Genomic DNA, 24,185 nt, shown 5'->3' with positions numbered 1-24,185 from the left:
CAAATTTGAAAACAAAGTTTTCATTTGCCACTGCTCTCGCCTTTCACTATCTTTGCAGCGGATAATAAAAATAAGAGAAGAATATGGCAGAGTCGAATTTTGTAGATTATGTGAAGATACTTTGTCGCTCGGGCAAGGGTGGCGCCGGAGCCATGCACCTGTACCGGGCCAAGTATGTGCCCAAAGGCGGTCCCGACGGCGGCGACGGCGGCCGGGGCGGTAATATTTATTTGCGGGCCAACCGCAATTTGTGGACTCTGCTGCACCTGAAATATTCGCGTCACGTCTTTGCCGGCAATGGTTCGCCCGGCGGGGCCAACCGCAGTTTCGGCAAGGATGGTGAGGACAAGACCATCGAGGTGCCCTGCGGTACGGCGGTATTCGATGCCGACACGGGCGAGTTCCTGTGCGAGGTAACCCAGGACGGCGAGGAGCTGGTGCTTCTCAAAGGGGGCCGGGGAGGCTTGGGCAACTGGCATTTCAAGTCGGCCACCAACCAGACTCCGCGTTATGCCCAGCCCGGTGAGCCGGCTATCGAGCGCACCGTGATTCTGGAGCTGAAACTGCTGGCCGATGTGGGTCTGGTGGGATTCCCCAATGCGGGCAAATCGACCCTGCTCTCTACCATATCGGCAGCCCGTCCCAAGATTGCCGACTATCCCTTTACCACCCTCGAACCCAATCTGGGCATTGTCTCGTATCGCGACAACCGCTCGTTTGTGATGGCCGATATTCCAGGTATCATCGAGGGGGCCAGCGAGGGCAAGGGTCTGGGGTTGCGTTTCCTCCGCCACGTCGAGCGCAATGCCGTGTTGCTCTTTATGGTGCCGGCCGATGCCGACAGCATTCGGGGCGAGTACGAAATCCTGCTGCGCGAGCTCACCGCCTTTAACCCCGATTTGCAGGACAAGCAGCGGGTGCTGGCCGTGACCAAGTGCGACATGCTCGACGACGAGTTGCTCGAGGCCCTGAAAGAGGATTTGCCCGACATCCCTACCGTATTTATTTCGTCGGTGACGGGGCTGGGCATTACCGAATTGAAAGATCTCTTGTGGAATCAGCTCAACGACGAGTCCAACCGGGTGATGACCTTGACGCACCGCAACCTCGATGCCCGTCACCGGGTAGCCGAGGAGGACAATTTCGATACGAGCGCCGGGCTCGACGATGAGGCCGACGACCTGGTCGACGGCGATAACTTCGACGAAGAGGAGTGGTGATGATTCTGCACACGACCGATACTTTCCGCTGGTACTCTTTCCCGCTTTTCGATGCACTGCCGGGTGTCGTCACCTTTGTCACTACCCGAGGGGGCGTTGTGACGGACGATTCTTTCTCGACCGATAATCTGGGCGAATATACCGACGATGCCCCCGAGCGGGTGGCTGCCAACCGGCGGCGGTTGCACGATGCCTTGGGGTTCGACTGCCTGGCTGCTCCCCATCAGGTGCATGGGGTGGAGGTGGCTGCGGTTTCCCGCGACTGGCAGGACAGCCCTGACGGCGATAGGCGACAGATGCTCGAGGGTGTCGATGCGGTGATGACCGACCGCACCGGAATAGCTGTGGCCGTCTCTACGGCCGATTGTGTGCCGGTGCTGCTCTACGACCCCGACCACCGGGCTTGTGCCGCCGTGCATGCGGGGTGGCGGGGCATGGCGGCCCACATCATCCGCGCTACGGTCGAGTCGATGCAAGCCCGTTACGATACCCGGCCCGCCCGCTTGTATGCAGCGGTGGGGCCGTCGATAGGTCCCGACAGTTTCGAGGTGGGCGACGAGGTGGTCGAGGCTTTCCTCTCGGCCGGATTCGACGAGCGGGCTGTGGTGCGGCGCTATCCGTCGCGCCGGTCGCACATCGACCTGTGGGCGGCAGCCGTCGAGGAGCTGGAGGCCTGCGGGGTGGAGCTCTCTCACATCGAGGTAGCCGGTATCTGTACCCGGTTACACAGCGACGAATTTTTCTCGGCTCGGGCACTGGGTGTGCGCTCCGGCCGTTTTCTCACCGGATTGTATTTTCGGCAGGAGGGGTAAGCAGCTCTCCGTTGCATCTCTTTTGACATCTCCCGGACCACCTCCGATGGTTCGGGGGCATCTGTCTGTACCGAAATAAAAAGACTGAACCCTCGATCGAGTCGTCGGGTTACAGTCTTTTATAATCGACCGCACATCAGTCGTCTGGCGGTCGGCGTTTCCCCTTTTTTAGTATTGTCTGTCTCAGTGGGGATAGGTTAGAGAGCCCACTCTGAGGGTGTGCATTGTTGTTTCACCGCGGCGTCGACCGTGGGGAAGAAGGTGAATCCCGTCTGTTGCTCGATATACTCTACCGATTTGCAACAGTCGGTACTGAAGGCGGTGGGATAGTCGCTACGATGCTCGAGCCAGAAGCCGATGGCTTTCAGTTCGCCGGCGTCGCACTGGCCTATGGCTTTCCCCGTATTGCCCGAGCGGGTACGCAGGATTACCTTGAAGTAGTGGGTAGGCACGGCGCACAGTTTGGCGTTGGGGTCGCGGCTGCTGCCGTAGCTGCCGTCGTAGGTCGTGGTGTATCCGTTGCCGAAGTAGCAGCCCGTCACCACATAGAGGGTATCGTTGCAGATGTTGTTGCGGATTTTACTCTCGAGCGATTCCCACACGCCGCTGTTGAAGTCGCTGTTTTGCGGGGTCATGTTCGAGGCGTAGAAGGTCTGGCCGTTCAGCTCGTCGTTCACGGTGCGGTCGCCCGAGGGTATCTGGTGGCCGCGCGAGTAGCCGTCGTAGTAGCAGTAGGGATTGCCGTAGAGCAGTGCCTGGAAACTCTCCTCAATCAAGGGGTCGGCTGCCCAGGCGTCAGTACGTCCGCTGCCGCCCCGGTAACAGGCGTGCAGGGGATAGGCTACCCACAGGGCGGCATGTTTGTCGCGGTCGAAGAGCAGGGTGTAGTTGCGCACCCGTTGGCCGTCGATGAGTCCGTAGTGTGTCACCACCTCGTCGTTGGTGCCGTAGACCGGCAGTTCGGCCGGGGGATAGACGGCATTGTCAAAGGCGATGACCTGGCCCGACGGGTCGCCGTCGGTCAGCCGCACGTCGTCGATGCGCATCATGTTGGCCCCGTCGGTGGTGCTGAACCGGATACCGAGGGTGCCATCGGTGAGTCCCTCGACCGAAAACTCGCAGGTAGTGAGCTCCCAGTTGTTGGTCAGCGGCCGGGTATAGTCGAGAGCAATCCACGTCGAGCCGTTACCTACCTCGACCCGCAGGTCGGTGTAGTCGAATAGTTTGTTCTCGGAACTGCCGAATTGCAACACGAAGTCGCGTTCTTCGCCCACCCGTATGCCGTTGATGGCGACGAAACTGCCGCTCTTGTTGAAGTAGAGGTTGTTTTTTCCTGAAGCGTAAGGCTTGTAGTCGGCCGACGGGGCGTAGTCCGAGGTCCAGTCGCTCCGCACCGATACGCTCATCTGGTCGTAGGTCTCGCTGCCCTGGCCGGTGCCCGAGGCATTTTTCCAGCCGTCGAACTGGTCGAGGTAGGGCCAGTAGGTATTCTTTTGCGCCACCTCCCGGTCGAAATCGTTGTTATAGATAACAGTGCGTTCGGGGATAACGACCGCCGCTTCGCGTGTGACGGTCACCTCGCGCACGACTGCTTTCTCGTTGTCGCTCCGGGGTACGGTCGATACGGTGAGCTTGCAACTCTCGCCGACCGGAGCGTCGGAGATGCGTATTGACCACTCGCCGCTTGTCCCCTCGCTTCGATCTATCTTCAGGGCGGCATTCGCCACGGTTGCCCGCCACGAGGTGTTGGTGCTGACAGAGACGACGTTTTTCGACGCATCGTTCTCGTCGAAAGTCAGTTGTTCGGGCGATACGGTGAGGATAATCTCATCGGGAGGGGTTCCGGGCATTTCGGGTTCCTGTTGCTTTTCCTCTTCACAGGCGCAGAGCGTGAGAAGCAGGCATAGCGGGTAGAAAAATACCTTTTTCATCTCTGTTGAATTTGTCACATTATTTACAAAAGTAGTCGAGGTGCTCTCAAGCGAGCGGGCAATGCGTCAAATTTTGGCGTCAATGCGTCAAAATGTGTATCATGAAGAGGTTCTACTGGGGTCAGATTCGATTTAGATCCATTGATAAAGGTTGTGGAGCAGCCTGTTAACCCGCTAAAAATATCCAATACCTCTATCCCCCTGGAGGGAGAGAGGGTATTGGATAGGAACGGGTGGTGATTGTTCGAATCAACTGTTTTTTCCCGATAGGTTGTTTTAAACGAACGTATAAATCGTATATAAATTTAGATGTGGTTTAACCCTTTATTGATGGGGGCTTTGGGCTTATTTTAGTGAAAGAAACATAAAAGATAATATTAAGGTTTTATGTTAAACTAAAACTTTTTGCGTATTTATTTTTGTAATAAAAACTAATTTATAATAACTTTACGCCGTGTTTCTACTAAGAAATAGAGATGCAGTATAATAAATTAGTTCTATTTTATTAAATTGTTAATTTATGTGGGACTGATATGTAAAAAACAATAGGTAAAACATAGTAAAAATAGGGGGACTAGAATTTTAATTAAAAACCAAAAGACTCATATTTCATTTACCATGAAAAGAGGTATAAAAATAAATCTCGTCATAACGATTATAGTTATGTCGGTTAGCCTGTTTTCCTCGGCTCAAAAGGTTGCGGTCAAAAGTAATGCACTGGCTTGGCTGACAGCAACTCCTACACTGGGTGTAGAGGTGGGGCTGGCCGATCGTTGGTCACTGAATACACATATTTATTATAATCCGTTTACCTTTAAAGATAACCGGAAATGGAAACACATACGGGTACAGCCTGAAGTGCGCTATTGGCTGTGTCAAACCTTTAATGGACACTTTTTCGGGTTGCATCTGCTCTATACGCACTTTAACGCCGGGCAGGTTCCCTTTTTGTTTGGAGCATTTCCCGATGTAAAGAAGTATCGCTATCAGGGTAATACCTACGGAGCCGGTCTCTCGTATGGCTACCAGTGGATTTTGAGTCCACGGTGGAGCATTGAGGGAAGTGTAGGAATCGGATACAAGTATAATACGTTCGATTATTACGAATGCCGCACGTGCGGAAACAAGATAGGCGACGGTCACAAAGGCTATCTGGCACCGACCGAAGCTGCTATTTCTATAATTTATATCCTGAAGTAAAAAGCCATGAAAAGATATATTATATTTCTGTCGGTATTCGTTTGTACCCTCTTTTTTGCCGGAGCCGAGGTGAAGATCGACCATGCGTCGATACACCGCTCGGGCGATAGTGTATATGTCGATTTCACGATGACGGTTCCCGACCGCACCGTAGGGTCGGATTATGTACAGCGCATAACCCCGGTTCTCAAGAACCAGTCGGACTCGGTAGCTCTCGACGAAATCGAAATCGTAGGCAAGCGCAAGCAGAAGTTGCGCCGTCGCGAAGAGGTGTTGACCGGTAAAACGTATGAACCGGTTCCTTACCAGACGGTCAACGGCGGCGAGGTGAGATATGCCGTGGTGTTGCCCTACGAGTCGTGGATGAGCGAGACTCCCGTCGAGTTGAGTCTGGCGCGTGAGTGCGAGGGATGTTGCCGGGTGTCGCCGCTGCCGGGCATTGCGCTGTGTCGTGAGGTTGCGGTAGCTCCTCCGTATCAGCCGCAGGTGAAGCCGGTGCCGCTCATTCCCAGTGTGGCCGAGCGGTTGGCCGAGGTCGAGAAGGTGCTCTTCCCGATGACGGCCTACGAGCCTTACTCCGAGGCCATGCAGGTATGGCGTGAAAAGGGAGCCTTGAAGGTATTCTTCCCCCTCGACAAGTCGGACTTGCGCCGGGATTATAGAGACAATGGCGAAACTCTCGACAAGATTGTAGACATACTGAAACAGATCTATGCCGACGACCGGTCGGATGTAGGCAAGATATTGATTGTAGGTTTTGCCTCGCCCGAGGGTCCTACCCTCCGCAACGAACGGTTGGCCGGTGCCCGTGCCCAGGTGTTGAAAGAGTATGTGAACCGTTATATGCAGTTGCCCGACAGCCTCTACGAGGTAGCCAATGGCGGCGAGGCCTGGGGCGAATTGCGCGACATGGTCGAGGCCAGTTCGTTCGACTGCAAGGAGCGGATGCTCGACATCATCGACAACACCCCCGACCCCAATCGGCGGGAGTGGCTGTTGCGTCATCTCGAGGGTGGAAAACCCTTTGCCGAGATGTTGAAGTCGGTATTTACCGAGCAACGTAACTCGGGATACATGCGGGTATACTATACTTCGGTACCCGACTCGAATGCGATTAAAATCAATCAGGCTCAACAACTGATCGAACGTGAAGATTATGAGGGGGCTATTGCCTTGCTGCAACCGATACAGGACGACAAACGCAGTTTGAACACACTGGCTACGGCCTACTATCGTAACGGGGACAAAGATCATGCTCTCACCTTATTCAAACAAGCCGCAGAATTTGGGGACAAAATGGCTATTCAAAACATGAGAAATATAGAAAACGATTAATCAATTCCTTTAACACAAAACAGTTAAAAGCATGAAAACAATGAAAGCAAAATGGGCAAAAGCAGGCGCGGTGATGTTTGCTGCTGCCATGGTAATGTCGTCTTGTACCAACGACGAGGTGGTTCCCAGCGGGACTACTCCCGTGGGCGATCGCGACGCAGTGAAAACGAGCTTTTCGTTCGCTATTCCTACCCCTGTTTCTCGGGCAACGGGTGTCGATGTTCAGCTCAATAAGAAATTCCAGGGAATGAAGAACCTGCGCTTGATGCCTTTCTTCAACCTGACAGCCGAAGGTTATGTAGCCGAAAATTCGGTGTTGGCCGGTCTTACCCAGTTGACGGGTTCGACGATTGGAACGAATACCGACAACTTCGTACAGACTTTCCCCGACGTAGCTATCCCTGCCGGCGATGTAGCCTTCCTGTTCTACGGCGAGGCTAACCACGCTTCCGACTATAACGGTGTGCTGAACATGACTCCCGATGTATCGGTTACTGCCTTGTCGCCGGCCGACATCGCCTTTACGCTCGAAAATATCGTAGAGGGCACCTATACGGGTGGCTCTTACTCGACGGCTGCCGCCCTGATTGACGCCTGGAATACCAATGTAACCTCACCGTTGGTTAGCTGGTCTGAAGGTCTGTCTGAAGGTACAGATAAAGATAATGCAGAGGCGTTGCTCGATCAATATTATCAGTTTAACAGCGGTGCCATCACGAATTTGAGGGTGACCTTGCAATTCCTGCAGAATCAGTTGGGTACTGCTCCCATCAGCTTGATTGCTGGTGCCAGCGATGTGAAGAACTCGATTGACAACATGGCTACTGAGTTGGCTAAAGAGGCCTATGATAATTTCCCGGCCAACCTGCCGAAAGGTGCTTACAAACTGGAGAACGGTATCATCAAGTTCGACGAGAACGGCCCCGGCGGTTCGGGTATCGTAGCTGCTGCTTCTTCAACGGCATACAGCTATCCGGCATCGCTCTACTATTGGGCTAACGCATATCCCGTAGCTTACTCGGATGTGCCTGCATTTACTCAGTGGGCAAATGGCGTTCTCCCTGGTAATCGCGAAGTTATCTCGCCCAGCACGACTCAGATTGCCCTGAACAAAACCATCAACTACGGTGTAGCTCGTCTCGATGTAAAAGCCGCTATCAGAACAGCCGATGGCGCTACGATTCCTGCCGGTACCGTAGGTGGTCAGCAAACACATGTAACCTTGGCCAACCACAACTTCATCGTGAAAGGTATTTTGGTCGGTGGTCTGCCCGATCAGCTCGACTGGGAGATGCACCCCTCGGACGGCGACAACTATTCGAAAGTGGTTTACGATACCCGTCTGGACCAAGCCGACTATGAGTTGACTTCAGCCACTGCACCCAACTACGATGGAATCACTCCGTTCATGTACTGCTTGTTGCCCGAAACGGCCGACTGCACCAGTGGTTCTCAGGACGACCTGGGTCATACACCCAACATCGCTCTCGAGATTTACAACGACGGTCCTCAATTCTACGGCCTCAACGGCAACGTAGTTCCCGAGGATGGTACGTTCTATCTGGTTGGTAAACTGGTTTACAATAGCAATGTTGCCGATGTAACCCGTGTGCTCCAACAAGACTACAACACGACGGTAAATCTGACCATCAGCTCGCTGGCAAAAGCCTACAACACGGTTCCCGACCTGATCAACCCGCGTCTGGAATTGGCTCTGGCCGTAGATGTTGAGTGGAAACAAGGTATTGTTATCGATGTAACACTGGGCGAATAATCGCTTGAAGCATACAAATAAATAACCCCATAAAAATTTTTTTCATCTCCGGCGGGCCAGGCTCTGGTCCCGGCCCGCCGGAGATATTCTCTCAAAAAAGATAAAAGATGAGAACAGGTGATTTGCAACATTGGATGATTGGCGGTCTATCGGCGGCCCTGTTGCTGTTGTCGAGCAGTTGCATCGACGACAATATGTCCGATTGTAACAATTTCACCGTCAGATACAAGATAGAGCAGGATGCTCTGCCCCAGACTTTCAAGGGCAGTATGGACAACCTGAACATGCACTTTTACGACGGGGGACAGTCGCTCGCTTATCACCGTCATGTCGAGCGGGAAAATATGCCGTCGGACAATGTCTATTCCATATCCTTGCCGATGGACGATTACCACCATTTTGCCATTGCCAATATTGCGGGTGGCAGCAGTGTCGTGGCCTCGGACCTCACGGTCGAGCCGGGCAGCTACAAGCTGGCCTATGAGTCGGCAGCCGATACGGTATCGTCGCATGGATCGGAACTTTACGTGGGGAGAAAACAGTTTACGATTGTCGACCGCAACCAATATGTCGAGGTCGTATTGAGACCTTGCTTCTCACAAACCAGGTTACACCTTAGCTATGGAACCAACCCTGTCATACCGGTAAAACAGGTAGTTGGCTATATCAACCGGACAGCCTCCGGATTTCTGTGCCAAGACAGTGTGTATGAGTACGATCGTCCCGTGGTCGTGCTGATGGATGAAACGGGGAAAGATGAAAAAGGACTTGCGCTTTTCGAAGCGATGTCGTTCCCGTCGAAAGATGAGCCGGGCAGCCGGACGGAGTCGTGGGAACGGAGTGAATCGGACGAAAATTCCATTTGGAATACCGATGTATACGTAAATATAGACGATAAGATAACACGAAATACAATCCATCTGTCGGAGCCGTTGAAAGCCGGCCAAAGCCTCGATATATATGGCGTGGTACGCGACGACGGCAGCATAGACATCGGCCACAACCTGCAGGCTACCGTATCGGTAACCATCGATTGGAAACCGGGTGGCAATATCGATGTGGATATGTGATGGATTACACCTTAACGAGAGTAGAACCTTAATTTTTTTGAATGCTTCAAAACGAGATTTGCCTTGAAACGGAAATATACGATAGTAATGCTTTTGTCGCTTGTCGGGCTGTTGGCAGGCTGCCATCGAGAGAGCTCGATGCTGCCCGAGGTAGTGCCCACGCCGCAGAAAACGTCGAGTATGATCTTGAGTATATACACGGGTTCAAATGCGACGAGGTCGGTAGACCTGCCGGGCGACCCGGGTACATCGCCCGATATGCCGGGCTCGATCAAGAACATCCACCTGTTCATGTATGTGAGGCCTCTCAAAGAGGGTACCCCCTATATGGAGCACTTCTATATCGAGGTGCCCGAGAGTACCGACTATTATGTTTTTCAGGGAATCGTGGTACCCGAGTGCATGGCCTCGTTCTATGCCATTGTCAATGCCGGGCGGCACGACGAGTGGCAAAACCTCTCGACGGTCGACGAGGTGCTGGCACTCAATACGATAGCCACGCCGTCGCGCGACCTGTTTGCCGGCCAGTTGCTCGATGTAGAGATTACCAAGGAGGAGCATTCGGGCTTGATTGAGGCCGGACTGGTGGCCTCGAAGGTCGATATTATGTACAACATAGGTACGGCCATTACCAACTACAATGCCCGGCAAGAGGGCCTGAAGCCGCATGGCGACTGTGTTTCGGCCCAGGTGACCTCGTTGTTGCTGAAGAATGTACCTCGGGTCGGATTCTTTTTCGACGTGCATGCCAACACGCCCGACCCCTCGCATACGGTAGCCCTCACGGGGAATGGCGGTCCGGGGCAAGCCGCCTGGATAAACGGCCGATTCGACAGCTATCTGTACGACAGCGGGGTGCTCGACATCGAGTTGACCGTGCGGAGTGCCTATACCGATGGCTACGAGCAGAAAACGGTTTACAACGTGCATATAGATACGCCTGCCGACCTGGCTGTGGCGCCTTACTATCTGCTGCGCTTCAATGTGGTAGGCTTTTCGCAAACAGAGTATAATTATCGATGGACCGCATCGATATAAAACGGTATGATGATATGTGGAACGGAATGACTATAAGACTCAAAAAATTTGCGGCTCGAGTTTCTGCCGCAACACGTTGCATCGGGCAGTGGGCCGGTGTGGTGTCGTTGTTGGTATTGTTGCTCGACGGGGCGACGGCCTATGCCCAGACAACAATCAATCCGGCAAGGCCGGCCTATAACGTGCGGCGTATCTACGTATCGCCCCAGGGGGCCGGTACGTTCGACGGTTCGTCGTGGGCCAATGCGGCCAAGGGTTCCGACTTGCAGATGATACTCGGGTCGACCGACACGTGGAACAACATCAACTCTACGTTGCAGATTTGGGTGGCCGCCGGTACTTATGTGCCCACCGAGCCCCAACTCCCGGGCGACGAGCGCAGTGCCTCGTTTGTGCTGAAAGGGAACCAGGTTGTGGTTTACGGCGGTTTCCGCGGGCAGGTGTTCGACGATTTGGGCACCCTGATTTATGCCGGTGAGAACAGTCTCGACGAGCGGGTGTATGGCAATGTTTACTCGGGTAACCGGCAGGAGCCGTGGGCTTTTGCCTACCAGACCATATTCTCGGGCGACCGCCTGGGCAACGACAACCTGGGCGATGACACCACGGTGGCTTCGCTCGACCCGTCGCAAAATACGACACGTGCCGACAACCTCAATACGGTCGTGACCTTCGACCCCTCGAGTGTCGACGTGACTCTCGACGGCATTACCATTACCGGCGGTTCGGCCACGGGTACCGGCGAAGCCGGTTATGGTGGCGGTGTGCTACTGGGCGGTACGGGTTGCGGGGTAGAACGCTGTCTGCTCCACTACAACTTTGCCACGCGGGGTGGAGCCATCTATATCCGGAAAAATCGCGGAGCCGATGCCCAGCGCTGTTTCGTGTACGGTTCGGTGTTGGTTTCCAACTCGGCTCTCAACCGCTATGGCTACGGCTATGGCGGTGGTATCTACTCCGAGACGGGTGTGATATTCAACAACTTGATTTACAATAACAACGGTGGTGGTATCTGTGTCTACGACGCTACGTCGATTGTCAACAATACCATTGCCAACAACCAGTTGTACGGAATCGGTCGCCCCGACGATGCCGATGTACCGGGCACGTCGATTACCGTGTCCAATACCTCTGTTTGGAATATCGACCCGGTGAACCATGCCGGGTTGAGCGGTTTCGAGGCCTTGACCGATAATGTGTCGAACTGTGCCATTGTGAACTGGGACGAGGAGGCCGGCAGCGATAATATCTCGTTGGCTCCTTATAACGATTTGGTAGGTTCGACTCCCAACTTTGTGAATCCTACGGCACAGGTGGGTGTGATACAACCCCCGGCCTATGCCGATTTGGCTCCGTCGTTCCTGTTGCAACACAACTCGGCACACCTTTCCAATGCCGAGAGCTCATGGATGACGACGCTGAATATCTACTACGGGACCGACGTATCGTTCGATATTGCCGGCAATCCGCGTGTCGTAAGCCAGTCGCTCGACATCGGAGCCTATCAATACCAGCCGGTAGCGGGCAGTAACATTCTGTATGTGCGTCAACTTCGGCCCGACGAACCCGAACTTTCGCCGGGCGAGGTGCGCGACGGCAGTTCGTGGCGTTTGGCGCTGCAAGATGTGCAGATGGCCATCGACCAGTTGTATGCCCGCAATGTCATCGGCGAGGTGTGGGTAGCCGGCGGTACCTATTACCCCACTACGGCCTTTACCGACGAGACGGGTACGAAAGGGAATACCGAGCGGCACCGCTCGTTTGTGATGCGCAGCGGTATCTCGGTCTACGGCGGTTTCCGCGGCGAGACCGGCGACGAGGGTATCAACAACAGCACGACCCGTCCGCGCGACCCCAATCAACCCGATGCGCAGTGGGCCTTTGCGAACCGTACGATCTTCAGCGGCGATGTCGACCACAACGACGATGCCCAGAAGGGCTGGCGGTGGAATGCCGGCAGCCAGCGCTGGGAGTCGTACTACGGGCGCAACTCCTACCACGTGGTGTGGTTTGCCTCGGAAGGCTTCTACGAACGCACGACCCAATACGAACCTGTGGCAGCTAAACCGCTTACCGTAGAGACCACACTCGACGGTGTGGTGATTACCGGCGGTTGTGCCGACTATGGCGAACGGGGCGAGTCGACCCGTATGGGCGCCGGCGTCTACCTTGTCGAGAAAGGTGTCGTATCGAACTGTATTATCTACCAGAACTATGCACTTACCCGAGGCGGCGGTGTGATGATGAACAACGGCGGTATGCTGACCAACAGCCTGGTCATGCGCAACGCTTCGCCGGGTGTACAGGTGCGCAACGGCTTCGGCGGCGGTGTGTACCTGTTGGGCGACGGTACGGTATTCCGCACGATGGTTACCAACAATACGGCCCGTGTGGGTGCCGGTATCTATGTCGATGAGGCCGAATACAACAACCCCGACTATGACGAGATGCAAGAGAACATGTATCGGGGGGTATTGAGCGACGTGCTTGTCTCGAACAACACGGCCGCCTCCGATGCCGGTGCTATCTACTTCGACCGGGTGGGCGGCATCTCTTCGTCGACGGTGGTGAAAAACTACTGTGTGGCCGTAGCATCCGACCAGGAAGGAAATTCGGGCGGTATGGTTGTCGACGGGTTTGGCATCGTCTACAATACGGTTTTGTGGGGCAATGCCACTATCGAGCACTCGCGCCAGTTCTTCGGCAAAAACGGCCGTCTGGCTACCGCTTCGGCTCCGGCTTCGATACAAATTTATAACACGGCGTTGCAAAACCTCTCCAATACCATCTGGGGGGTCAATACCGTGACTCAGAATACATATGCTCTGGCCGACCAGAATGCGAAGGGTACTTCGTCGACTGCAGAGTTCAATTCCAATTATCCCGACTTTTCCAACCCCGTAGTCGATGGGGTAGATGTGGTCAACGGTGCGGCCGGAGTCTATCAGACTACTGCCGACGATGTAGCCGGCACCCAAACTCTCGACGGTGTGCTGCACACTATTTACGACGTGCAGTGGTGGGTACCGTCGGAACAGTCGGCCTTGCACCGGAAGGGCGGAACTTCGTCCGATGCCCCCTATGTGCGATATACCCCGATACACATGCAGTTTTATGTGCCGGCTACCGATATTTTGAGCAAGGCCTATGTCGAGCCGCGTATACTGGGTGCGTTCACCTCGGATCGGCCGACGATACAATATAGTGTGATTGAGGATAATGGCGTGGAGAAGCTGGTTATCTTTGTCGACCCTGCCACCGACCGCGATTTGTCGGGAGCCTCTTGGGATTCGCCCATGATTTCGGGGAACCAGGCTCTTGAGTATCTGGCCTCGCTCCCTGCTACCGAGTATCCCGGAGCTCCTCGCGAAGTGTGGGTCAAAGAGGGTGTTATCCACCCCGTATGGCGGGCTGTGGGCAGCGACCGTCGCACTTCGTCGGTAATCTTGCGGGGCGGAGTCTCGCTGTATGGCGGCTTTAACTCCAAACTTATTGGCACCGAGGGGTCGACGACCGAGGGTGAGACCTTTGTTCCCGCCGGAGGCGGCGATGCCGAACCCATGCGCAACCCGGTCGACTACCGCACCGTATTCGACGGTACCCTGGCCGGAGGCAATCTGTATCACGTGGTGACCATGTCGGACGAAGGTACGGCTGTCATCGACGGTTTTCACATTGTCAACGGCAATGCTGCCGACGGATCCTCGGTCATCAAGTCGGGAGGTGGAATCCTCCACGAAAACGGTACGCTGTATGTGCGTAACTGTATGATTGAGAACAATATCGCTACCAATGGTGCCGGCGTCACTATGCTGGGTGCCACGAAAAAACTGGTGATGACCAACACGGTAGTAAATAACAATACCAATACCGGATTGAGCAGCGACCCCTTGAATGCGGCCGTAGTGCTCAAGAACGATGCCCGGTTGAACCACTGTACCGTCATTCACAACAACGCCCCGGGCATCTGTGCCGCCGACGGGCAGTTGATGCTCTACAACTCGGTGCTGTGGGGCAATACCTCGACCGGTACGATTGCTGCTACCGATTTGCAAATTACGGGAATGGCCACGAGTATGGACATCCGAAACAATGCCATACAATACGCCCCCGAGGGGTGGGCCCTCTGGAGCGACAACCTGCAGTTGAGCATTGTGCCGGGCGACCCCATGTATCCCGCCTTTGTCAACCCTACCCGTAGCGTAGGTGCGGTAGCCAGCGGCTACGATACTCCGCTGGGTGGTCCTGCGCGGTTTGAGCCCAATTGCGAATCGCCGTTGGTAATTGCCGGCGACGAAAGCGTGGTGGGCGATCCCGACCTGTTGCTCGATGCCGATATCACCGGTCACCACTACGTAGTGGGTGGTGCTCCCGATATAGGTGCCTACGAGGCCACCTGTCTGAACCCCATCGGGTCGGTAGTCTATGTACGCAGCGGTCCGGCCGGTACGGCTTCGAACCCCCAGACGACCTACTTTGGTACGGGCGACGGTTCGTCGTGGTCCAACGCCATCAACGGTAACGCCTGGTACGGCTTCGACGACGGTCTGCCTTACGACCAGATCGAGTATAACAGCAACGACGCTACCGACTACATTACCGGTTTGCAATATGCGGTGAACATGGCTTACAAGGCTTCGTTGAAAAAGGAGGCCGACGGCAGTATTGCCTATAAGCCCTTGAGCTATTACGAGTTGACGTGGTGGTCTAGTCAGGGTCAAACGTCTATCAATATTCCCGAGGTCGATACTACGGCTCTGGTCGATGTGTGGGTAGCCGAGGGCGAATATACCAGCCGTCGCGGATTCTTCATGCGCGATGCCGTGCAGGTATATGGCGGATTCCCCGGTACCGGTACACCCGGTAAGGAGGAGCGTAACCCCCGGGTATATACGACCGTCATTCAAACCATGACTACCGCCGAGGCGACTCAGGTCGATGCCACCGGCGAGAACCATTCGCTCTACGGGCCTATTTGCGGATTCAGTGAACAAAACTCTTATGAGTTGAATTCTGGGTATGTGGCTGCCAATAAGACCCGTCGGGTATTGACGCAACCTTTCCCCTATTATGAACGTACGAAACAAGGCAATTTCAGCTATTTGTCGAGTACCGAGTTGGCCAATCGTCCGCTCAACCCCTTTGTCATAGAGACTATTTGGGACGGCTTTACCATACAGAACGGACGTACCCGCATCAACCACGGTAAGGATGGTGGTGCCGGTGTGGCCCTGCGCAAGAACGGACGTCTCGAGAACTGTGTGATTCGCAACAATATCAATTATGTACCTAATTCGACGGGAGCGGGTCCCGCTGACAACCCTAATGCCGTGCAAGGACGTGGTGGCGCCGCTTTCTGTAACGATGGTGTCTTCTCCAACTGTTCGTTCTTCAGCAACAAGTTGGGCCCCCAGTATTGCGAGAATTACGGTGGTGCCATCTATATGCGTGCCGGCACGGCCTATAACTGTGTGTTTGTAGGCAATGTGGCCAACACGGGAACCGCATGGGGTTCGGCCGTTTATCTCGAAGTCGGCAGTTTCTACAACAATACGGTGTCCGACAACTCGGGTTCGGTGGGAGCCATTTATGGTGGTAACTGGTTCTTGGAAAATGGGGGCGGTGCCAGTGAGATGAAAATCTACAATACGATAGTCTATCACAATACGGGAGCAAGCAATCAAACGAGTTACCAGATTTATAAAGCCGCCAATTGTACCATGACCTTGAGCCGTTGTTGTGTTCCTGCTTCGGGAGGTTATATAGATAACGGTAATCTCACGGTCGAGGGGCTTATCAATGCCGATCCCCAGTTTGTCGACCGTACGCCGACCAACAAGGAGAATGCCAACTATCGCCTGCAAGGCACATCGCCCTGTATCAATGCGGGTAACAACAACCCCGAGGGGATTACGTTGCCCGAGACCGATATGGACTATACCGACCGTTTCAAAGACTGTTCGATCGATATCGGTGCCTACGAGATAGACCAGAGCGAGCCCATCATGCCCGCCATCAAGACCATCGACGGCGAGCAGGTAGGTGTGATTTATGTGACCAAGGCGGCCAACGGTACGGTAGACGGTTCGTCGTGGGCCAACTCCGCCTGTGAGGCCAAGCTGCAAAAGGCGCTCAACTGGGCAGGATACATCATTCACAACAAAGAGACCTATGCCTCGGGTAAATATCGCAGTATCTCCCGCATACAGGTACATATTGCCGGTGGAACCTATTATCCCACCGATGCCGTGCTGACCGACCAGCCGCGTACGACTACCTTTATCATCCCGGCCGGTATCGAGGTTTATGGCGGTTTTGCCGGAGTCGACGATAACGAGACCCTCGAGGACCGCAACATTCAGTTGAACCGGACCGTATTCAGCGGTATGGTGGGCAGCTCGTCCGAAGAGAATGTCTACCGTGTGGTTACCTTCGGTATGAAGCAGCACAGCGACAATGCCTCGGTACCAGCCGAAGGGGCAACCTATTACGACGACCCCAACCCCGAGATTGCCACGCTCGACGGTGTGTATATAGTCAATGGTAACGCCAATCACCCCTCCGATGTCGAATGGCAGTCGGGCGGTGGTGCCAAGGTGACGGCCAACGGCTTGTTGCAGAACTGTATTGTCTATGATTGTGCCGCATCCGACAAGGGTGGCGGCGTCTATCTGGTTCCGGGCGGACGCGTCACCGGTTCGGTGATTTACGCCAACGAGAGTGCCAATGGCGGCGGTATCTATGCCGACGACAACTCGATGGTGGTGAACTGTACCGTAGTGGGAAACACCTCGACGAGCAATGGAGTAGGTGGCGGTATATCGGTGGCCGACAAGCCCATCATCCTCAACTCGGTATTCTGGATGAACGATTCGGGCAACGGTAAGAACATCTACGGAAACATGTCGCAAGAGGTCGATACTACCTTTGCCGGAGTGAAGTATCAGAGCTATATCTTCAGCCACTGTGCCGTCGAGGGGCTCAAGGTAATCGGTTATGGCAATATGGCCTTGACGAGCCTCAACACAAACACCTCGACTATCGTGGGTCTGAATACGCCGGGCTTTATCGACCCCGACAATCATGACTATACGCTGAAACGTATTTCGTCGCTCATTCGTTCGGGTCTTCAGGTAGAGCAACCCGATGCCGCCCTGATGGAGGCATTGCACATTTCGCAGCTCGACCTGCTGGGTACCGACCGCTACTACGAAGCCGGCGGCTCTGTTCTGCGCGACTATTTCGACGTGGGTGCATTGACCTACAGCGGGCCTCTGATTATCGAGCCTTCCGGCGAGACCGATGCCGAACAGGGTGGGCAGGGAGTCTATCGCCTGTATGTGTCGCAAACGGCACAGGGCTTGGCTACCGGTCACAGTTGGCGCAATGCGCTGGGCGATATTCAACAGGCTCTCGACTACTTTGCCAACGATGCCAACTTCGTCAACGATCCCCAGGCTGCCAATCGCAAGTGCGAAATCTGGGTATCGAAGGGTACTTTCAATCCCAAGAAGACTCTTAAGGCCGACAACACGGGTGCTTCGTTTGTGCTCAACCACCACACCTCGATTTACGGTGGTTTTAGAGGCAGCAATTTGCCCTATTACGAGAGCTGGATCGAACAGTTCAAGTCCGACCCGTCGAACCGGATAGACGCTACCGGTACTTGGAACAAGGACAATTGCAGCTATACGCTGGGTGATGACGGTACTATTACCTTCCATCCCGATGTAAAGGCTTTGGCCAACGAACCCGCTTCGTGGTTCCTCCACTTTATTACCGACGAGACTTCGGTTTCGTCTCTGAAAGTTTCGGTCAATGGTGAGAGTCTTTTCAGTGAATTTACTTTGCCGGCTATCTCGACCGATTCGACTACCGAGTATGTGTATGATTTGCGTTATCTGGCTATCGGGAATACCGACCGGGAGACGGCTCCTGTCATTGAGAATATTCAAGTCGCAGGGCTGTCTGCCGGAACGACTCTGTACAGCGCTACTATCGACAATCGTAAATCGGCTACGACAACGGCTACCGAGATAGTGGCAGCTGATGATGCGATTGCAATCCCGATTGAGCCGACTTCTGTCGTATTGGTTTCGATGAATAATCTCTCGCAGGCCGGCCAAGGTAATACATATAGCGGTTATATCTCTAACATCGCTGCCGTTGGCAATACGGGCGGTGAGTATGGAATGCAGAATTGTCCTAATCCCGATAGGGCCTCGATTAAAACTTCAGGCAGTAATGGTATTGAGTTAAATAATACTCGTTACTGGCAGAGTACGGGTTGGTATGATGGATATTATGTTTATTATAATACCCAGTTGGGGGCTTACTTCCGTTTCCCGCAGGCTGTGGAGTATGATAAGTACAACGATGCTTCCCGGTATCTGCACGCGACAGTTCGCTTCTCGTCTTTGAATGTCGGGTCCCGTACTTCGCAAATGCAGTTGCAGCTTTATGCTGTTGACGGGTTGAGAAAGAGTCTTACGTTTACGGTTCCCTCGGGAATAAATACGGGCCGAAATTATAATCTGACTGCTGATTTACATTCGGGACAGCTTTATGTCGACGGGACTGCGGTCTCTGACGATTCAGGTACTCCTCTTACCAGTGGAGATATGCTTTCTGCTGTTACCGTAGCACCCTATTATGGAGGGCAAGCTGCTTATAATGTAACTATCAGTAATATAAGTGTCAATAATACAGATCCAGGGGGACAGACTTCCCTAAATAAATATATCTATATTGTAACCGAAGACAAGACCGAGAGCTTCTCGCTCACCGACCAATACTACGCCGGTGAATCCTTTACCAGTGAACGGCCTCGCCAGGACTGGAACGGAAACGGTTTGCTCGAAGACTTCGAATACTCCAACGAGACGATTCTCTCGGGTGATGTAGGCGGTGGTACCGGTACGGCTCATGTGGCCTATTACAACGATGCCGATGCCAGCGAACGGGTGCTTCTCGACGGTTTGAAACTGATCAAGGGTAACTCCTTGTGTGCCGACCACGGCGGCGGTGCCTTGTGTGCCTTGTCGCCCATCACCCTGCGCAACTGCCAGTTGCTGCTCAACGAGTCGAGCTTCGGCGGTGGTGCCGTGTATGCCAGCGACATCGAGATCTACGGCTCTATTCTGGGCGGTAACTCGGCTCCCGGCAAATCGGGCGGAGCCATCTATCTGCGCGAGGGTGGCCGTTCGCAGATTGTCAATACCGTGATATATAACAATACGGCATCCGTAGGCTCGGGCTATTATGCCGAGACGGGCACCGAGTCGCAACTGGTCAACAACACCATCGTGCGCAATGCCTGCGAGGGTAGCGGTTCGGGCAGTGCTACCTCGGGTTGCACCGTCTATGCAGCCTCGGCTACCGGCAACAAACTCACCAATACCGTTATTTGGGGGAACGACGATGCCGAGTGCATCAATACCAATAACTGGGAGATTGTGACCTCGGCCGCCGACGTCGATGAGTCGGCAGGCAGTTTCGATGTATTCCTCGACCGGGCCAACGCTGCGGTGATGGGACCGCGCTTCGGATTCCCCAGCGACTATGCCGGTGCCGAAAACTATTTTGCCATGGCCGACTTCTCGCTGCCTTCGCTCTCGACGCTCGTCAACCGCGGTACCAATGGCGGTACTCGCAAACTGAATACGACCATCGTGATGAACCCCGACGGTTCGGTACAGAGCTCGACCATCACCACCGATCCCGTGGTGCTCGACGGTTCGGGTAAGGGCTATTATGCCGCACAAAACCAGTGGGGGCGCGAGAATGTACCCGATACCCTCAACGGCAAGTGGCGTATCACCAAAGAGCCCGACACTTACCACATTATTAAACAGGATGGCGTGGACATGATCGACGTGAAGGAGTGGAAAGAGGGTATCATCGATATCGGAGCCTATGAGTACGAGTCGGTATCGCTCACACCCTTCGGTGGTAACATCCTGTATGTGAAGAGTACCGAGACCGTATCGGACAAGGAGAACAACGGTGTGTCGTGGGAACAGGCTACCTCGAACATCTACCAAGCCATACAGGTGCTGTTGCTCAGTCCCAACCAGAAAGACAAGTATATCAAGATTGCTTCGGGCGAATATGTGCCTTACTTGAAGGACGAAGCGGGTGGCTATTCGTTTGTGGTTTCGAAACCCTATGTCGAGAACCTCGGCAACATGACCAAGAGTCTGACCTTCCGGGGTGGCTATCCCGACAACATCACCGGTACCGACGTGACCATGGACAACCTGCGCGATCCGGTTCTGTACCCGACCTATATCCGGGGCAATCGCGACGACTCGAAGCACCTCATGTATATCGACAAGTCGATGGATACTGCCGGCGAGAATGGCGAACAGGCCCCCATATATATAGAAGGTATCACCTTCCTCGAGGGGAATGCCTCCGATGCTACGGGCGAGGGGGCGACCGGTGCCGCCATTTATGCGGGTAACACGAATACGACGATTCGCAACAGCATGTTTGTCTCCAACCGGGCAGCCGGCGAGCAGGGGGCGGCCGTATACCTGAACAAAGGCTACATCTACAACTCGGTGTTCCATACCAACGACGCCTGGGGTATCGCCATGAACGGTTCGGGAAACATCATCAGCAACACCATTGCCGATAATACCCGGGGTGGCCTCTATGCCCGCGGAGCCTCGGCCGCCGACCCGTTGCAGGTCTATAACAATATCTTCTGGCGCAACTATGCCGGTCAGACCCCGTCGGCCAGCGACTTGACCCACCAGATAGACGTCGACAATACTACGCTTTACAGCAATGCGATACAAATCGACGACGAGAGTGCCGAAGTCCCCAATGCCGTCTATGCTTATTGGAATCCCTCGGCTCGCGTCGTGCTGGGCGACAAGGCTGCCAATCTGAACAAGACCTTGAGTTCCGACAACGAAAACATGTCGTATGGTCCTCGTTTCGAGGCTCCCGACGAGTCGGAACCGCTGAACAAGAAATATGGTATACGTCCGGGACGTAAGCTCATCAATACCGGTTTCCGGTACATGGCGGGCGAGACCTATGACAAGGAGGAGAACGACCGCTGGTATACCGACCTCTTTGCCTACTATCCTTTCGGTTCGGTCGAGGAGCCGGTAGCTGCCGGCGATTCGTTGGCCCGCGTGATGTTTGTCGATGCCAGCGGCAGTCGTCGTATTGCCGGTAACAGTATCGACATCGGGGCCTATGAGTACCAGCGGTTGTTCTATCCTAACCTCTATGTAAAGCCCAACGGTTACGGATTGGGCTCGAGCTGGGACGATGCCATGGGCGACTTGCAGGAGGCTGTCTACTCGGCCTACTACTCGGGCGACCCCGAAGAGAGCGGAACCTACGGTACCGTGTGGGTGGCCGGTGGCGACTATGTGTTGCCCACTACCTTGCAATGGATGGCCAATGTGAAGGTCTATGGCGGTTTCAGAGGTACCAACGAGACCTCGATAACCCAACGGCAGGGTCTGCTCGAGGAGAATGCTCCCAACAGTGTCCTCTCGGTTGAGGCCGAGGGTGTGCCGGTAGTCCGCTCGGACAACGACCGCCTGGCCGGAACGATTGTCGAGAACTGGGCCGAGCTGAATGGTTTCCATATCAAGGGGGGCAAGAACAGTCCTGCCGTGATTGCTGCCGACTCGTTTGCCATAACCAACAGTGTCATCTACGACAATGTGAACCCCGACGGGGTGGCCGTCGAGAGCGACGGATTGCTCTACAATGTGCTGTTGCACGACAACGAGGTGGCCTCACATGCCGTCGAGTTGGGCGAACATGGAGCTGCCGTGCATGTGACGGCTGTAGGCGAAGTCGACCAGATTGTGGGCCCGGGTCGGGTCATCAACTCGATCGACGGTACCGCTACGATGGTCGCAGGCGCTCCCTATACACCGCACTATGTGGGAACCTATCTGCCCAATGAGTCGCATCTGCTTTACCAGCTCTCCGACCGGGACGATACTCCGCTCTTCAGCATAGGTGCGTTGCAAGTGCCGGGAGCGAACGGTACGACGGTTATCGACGGCTATACGGTTCCTAAAATCAGGGATGTCGACAGCTATGTCGATATTATCAACCTCTCGACCGATTGCGATGCACTGGGCAATAAGCGCATGCTCGGTCACAAGGCCTTGAGTGCCGACGGGCAGAGACGTCCCGACTATGGTTGCTTCGAAACCTGGAATACGGCCGACAACCTGGTTGTCAACCTGAACGATACCGATTATCCGCGGGCCGGTAGCGTGGTCTATGTGGGCAAGTCTGGCGAGCTGCGCATGACTTCGGCCTTTACACGCACCTTCTCGCCCTCCTTCCTGCTGTTGCGTCATTCGGCCGGATTGCGGGCCGGCAATCATGCCGTATCGCTCTACAATCTGGCTATCGAGCGCGACCTGAATCCGCTCATCGATGCCTCGACCGCCTCGTGGGATATGGTGAGCCTGCCCTTCTCGTTGGCAGTCGGTGGAGGGTCGTTGCAAAACGGCGTTACTATCGACGGCAATCCCGTCGAGGCCATACAGGCATCCGACGCGGTGAACGACAATGGTGGACAACAGTTGTATCTCTACCAATACGACGGAGCCAAACGGGCCGAGGATTTGTATAGTGCCGTAGCTCCTCAAAACAGCAAATACTGGACCTTCGAAAATAGTCAGATAGGCGCCAACGTGGGTTACCTCATGGCTATCCCTGTGGCAACCGATGCGGTGACCGTGCGCTTCACCAAGTCTTCATCGGCTCTGCCTGTTTATGAAGAGACGGCCAGTGGAGCGAAGAGTCTGCTCTTGCGGCAATACAATCTGAAGAATGTGGTGAACGGGCGTCCTCAGTTTACCTATAAGGAGAACATGGGCTGGAACCTCTTCGGTATTCCGTATCTCTGCTCCTACACCAGCGAGCAGATGAGCATCGACCACATTCTCTACTCGTATGATTCGGCAGCCCGCAGCTTCGTCGCCTTGAACTCGTGGGAGGGCAACACGATAGCTCCCTTCTCGGCTCTCTTCACCCAGACGGCAACTCTGCTCGAGTCGGAAGAACTGACCTTGGACAAACCCGCCATTCCGCTGACTACCTCGCCGGCACCGCACGGCCTCCGGCTGAGCATATCGGGCAACAACCCGGCGGCCGGCAGCGACTGTGTATCGCTTGTAGCCGATGTGATAGACGATGAGCCTATGGACTTCGACATGAGCAACGATGCGTTGAAGATGATGAGCTTCGACCTGCGGGTACCCCAGATTTACGTCTACAATGCCGACGGGGTGCGGTTTGCCCACACCCAGACGGCCGATGTCGAGGGCGAGACTCCGCTGGGAGTTTATACCGGCGAGGCCGGCGTCTACGAGATAGCTTTGACCGACGACTCGGACCTCGACCGTTACGAGCAGGTAATCCTGACCGATCACGTCATCGGCTCCAAGGTCGACCTGAAGAGGGCTTCGTATAGCTTTACCGTCGACGATAAGGCCGAAGAGACCGGGCGCTTCACACTCACCTTCGGCAAGCTGGATGACGAGATGCTTTCGCCCAGCTTCTATTCGCCCGAAAAGCGGCGGTTGCGTGTGGTGAACCTCCAAGGCGGTGAGACGATACGTGTCTACGATACGTTGGGCCGTCAGCAAGTGGTACGTCAGGCCGCCGGTGCAACCGACGAGTTTGAAATCGAGTCGGGTGTTTATGTGATACGGATTGGACAGAAAAATCCGGTTAAGGGGAAAGTGGTGGTGAAATAGACCGATGGGTCTATTACACCCTTAACCGGCTGAAAAACGATAAGAAACGAA

At 54.6% G+C, this 24,185-nt stretch carries 9 protein-coding genes; 8 read left to right on the top strand and 1 reads right to left on the bottom strand.

Annotation, left to right across the window (positions count from 1 at the left end; genetic code table 11):
• Positions 1–83 precede the first annotated feature (83 nt).
• Both obgE and pgeF read left to right on the top strand, forming a co-directional pair.
• Positions 84–1,220 carry a GTPase ObgE gene (obgE, locus tag Q1K76_RS10035; protein WP_087408788.1) on the top strand — a complete coding sequence of 379 codons (1,137 nt, stop codon included), beginning with the start codon at positions 84–86 and terminating at the stop codon, positions 1,218–1,220.
• Entirely contained in the window at positions 1,220–2,032 is an 813-nt protein-coding gene (gene pgeF, locus Q1K76_RS10030; RefSeq protein WP_300133020.1) for a peptidoglycan editing factor PgeF, read from the top strand. The genes obgE and pgeF overlap by 1 nt, the downstream gene beginning before the upstream one ends.
• Positions 2,033–2,229: 197 nt before the next feature.
• On the opposite strand, the gene Q1K76_RS10025 is transcribed toward pgeF, so the two are convergent.
• On the bottom strand, positions 2,230–3,963 hold the full coding sequence (locus tag Q1K76_RS10025) for a DNA/RNA non-specific endonuclease (protein WP_300133017.1): 1,734 nt from the start codon (positions 3,961–3,963) through the stop codon (positions 2,230–2,232).
• A gap of 618 nt (positions 3,964–4,581) precedes the next feature.
• On the opposite strand from Q1K76_RS10025, the gene Q1K76_RS10020 reads away from it, so the two are divergent.
• The 6 genes from Q1K76_RS10020 to Q1K76_RS09995 all read left to right on the top strand — a co-directional run bounded on the left by Q1K76_RS10020 (position 4,582) and on the right by Q1K76_RS09995 (position 24,134).
• On the top strand, positions 4,582–5,163 hold the full coding sequence (locus Q1K76_RS10020; protein ID WP_300133014.1) for a DUF3575 domain-containing protein: 582 nt from the start codon (positions 4,582–4,584) through the stop codon (positions 5,161–5,163).
• 6 nt (positions 5,164–5,169) lie between these two features.
• On the top strand, positions 5,170–6,498 hold the full coding sequence (locus tag Q1K76_RS10015) for a DUF3868 domain-containing protein (RefSeq protein WP_300133010.1): 1,329 nt from the start codon (positions 5,170–5,172) through the stop codon (positions 6,496–6,498).
• 31 nt (positions 6,499–6,529) lie between these two features.
• Entirely contained in the window at positions 6,530–8,272 is a 1,743-nt protein-coding gene (locus tag Q1K76_RS10010) for a hypothetical protein (protein WP_300133007.1), read from the top strand.
• A 107-nt stretch (positions 8,273–8,379) separates the two neighbouring features.
• On the top strand, positions 8,380–9,342 hold the full coding sequence (locus Q1K76_RS10005; protein ID WP_300133005.1) for a FimB/Mfa2 family fimbrial subunit: 963 nt from the start codon (positions 8,380–8,382) through the stop codon (positions 9,340–9,342).
• Between the two features lie 63 nt (positions 9,343–9,405).
• Entirely contained in the window at positions 9,406–10,380 is a 975-nt protein-coding gene (locus tag Q1K76_RS10000; protein ID WP_300133002.1) for a hypothetical protein, read from the top strand.
• A gap of 26 nt (positions 10,381–10,406) precedes the next feature.
• A complete protein-coding gene (locus tag Q1K76_RS09995; protein WP_300132999.1) occupies positions 10,407–24,134 on the top strand; it encodes a choice-of-anchor Q domain-containing protein in 13,728 nt (4,575 codons plus the stop codon).
• Positions 24,135–24,185: the final 51 nt, after the last annotated feature.

Origin of the sequence: uncultured Barnesiella sp. (assembly GCF_946496565.1) — a bacterium.
Lineage (GTDB): Bacteria > Bacteroidota > Bacteroidia > Bacteroidales > Barnesiellaceae > Barnesiella > Barnesiella merdigallinarum.
The sequence above is the reverse complement of the archived record's forward strand: the minus strand, read 5'-3'. Positions and strand labels throughout refer to the sequence as shown.

Coding starts and splice junctions, on each gene's coding strand:
- obgE (WP_087408788.1), top strand. CDS start 84: ATGGCAGAGTCGAATTTTGTAGATTATGTGAAGATACTTTGTCGCTCG.
- pgeF (WP_300133020.1), top strand. CDS start 1,220: ATGATTCTGCACACGACCGATACTTTCCGCTGGTACTCTTTCCCGCTT.
- Q1K76_RS10025 (WP_300133017.1), bottom strand. CDS start 3,963: ATGAAAAAGGTATTTTTCTACCCGCTATGCCTGCTTCTCACGCTCTGC.
- Q1K76_RS10020 (WP_300133014.1), top strand. CDS start 4,582: ATGAAAAGAGGTATAAAAATAAATCTCGTCATAACGATTATAGTTATG.
- Q1K76_RS10015 (WP_300133010.1), top strand. CDS start 5,170: ATGAAAAGATATATTATATTTCTGTCGGTATTCGTTTGTACCCTCTTT.
- Q1K76_RS10010 (WP_300133007.1), top strand. CDS start 6,530: ATGAAAACAATGAAAGCAAAATGGGCAAAAGCAGGCGCGGTGATGTTT.
- Q1K76_RS10005 (WP_300133005.1), top strand. CDS start 8,380: ATGAGAACAGGTGATTTGCAACATTGGATGATTGGCGGTCTATCGGCG.
- Q1K76_RS09995 (WP_300132999.1), top strand. CDS start 10,407: ATGACTATAAGACTCAAAAAATTTGCGGCTCGAGTTTCTGCCGCAACA.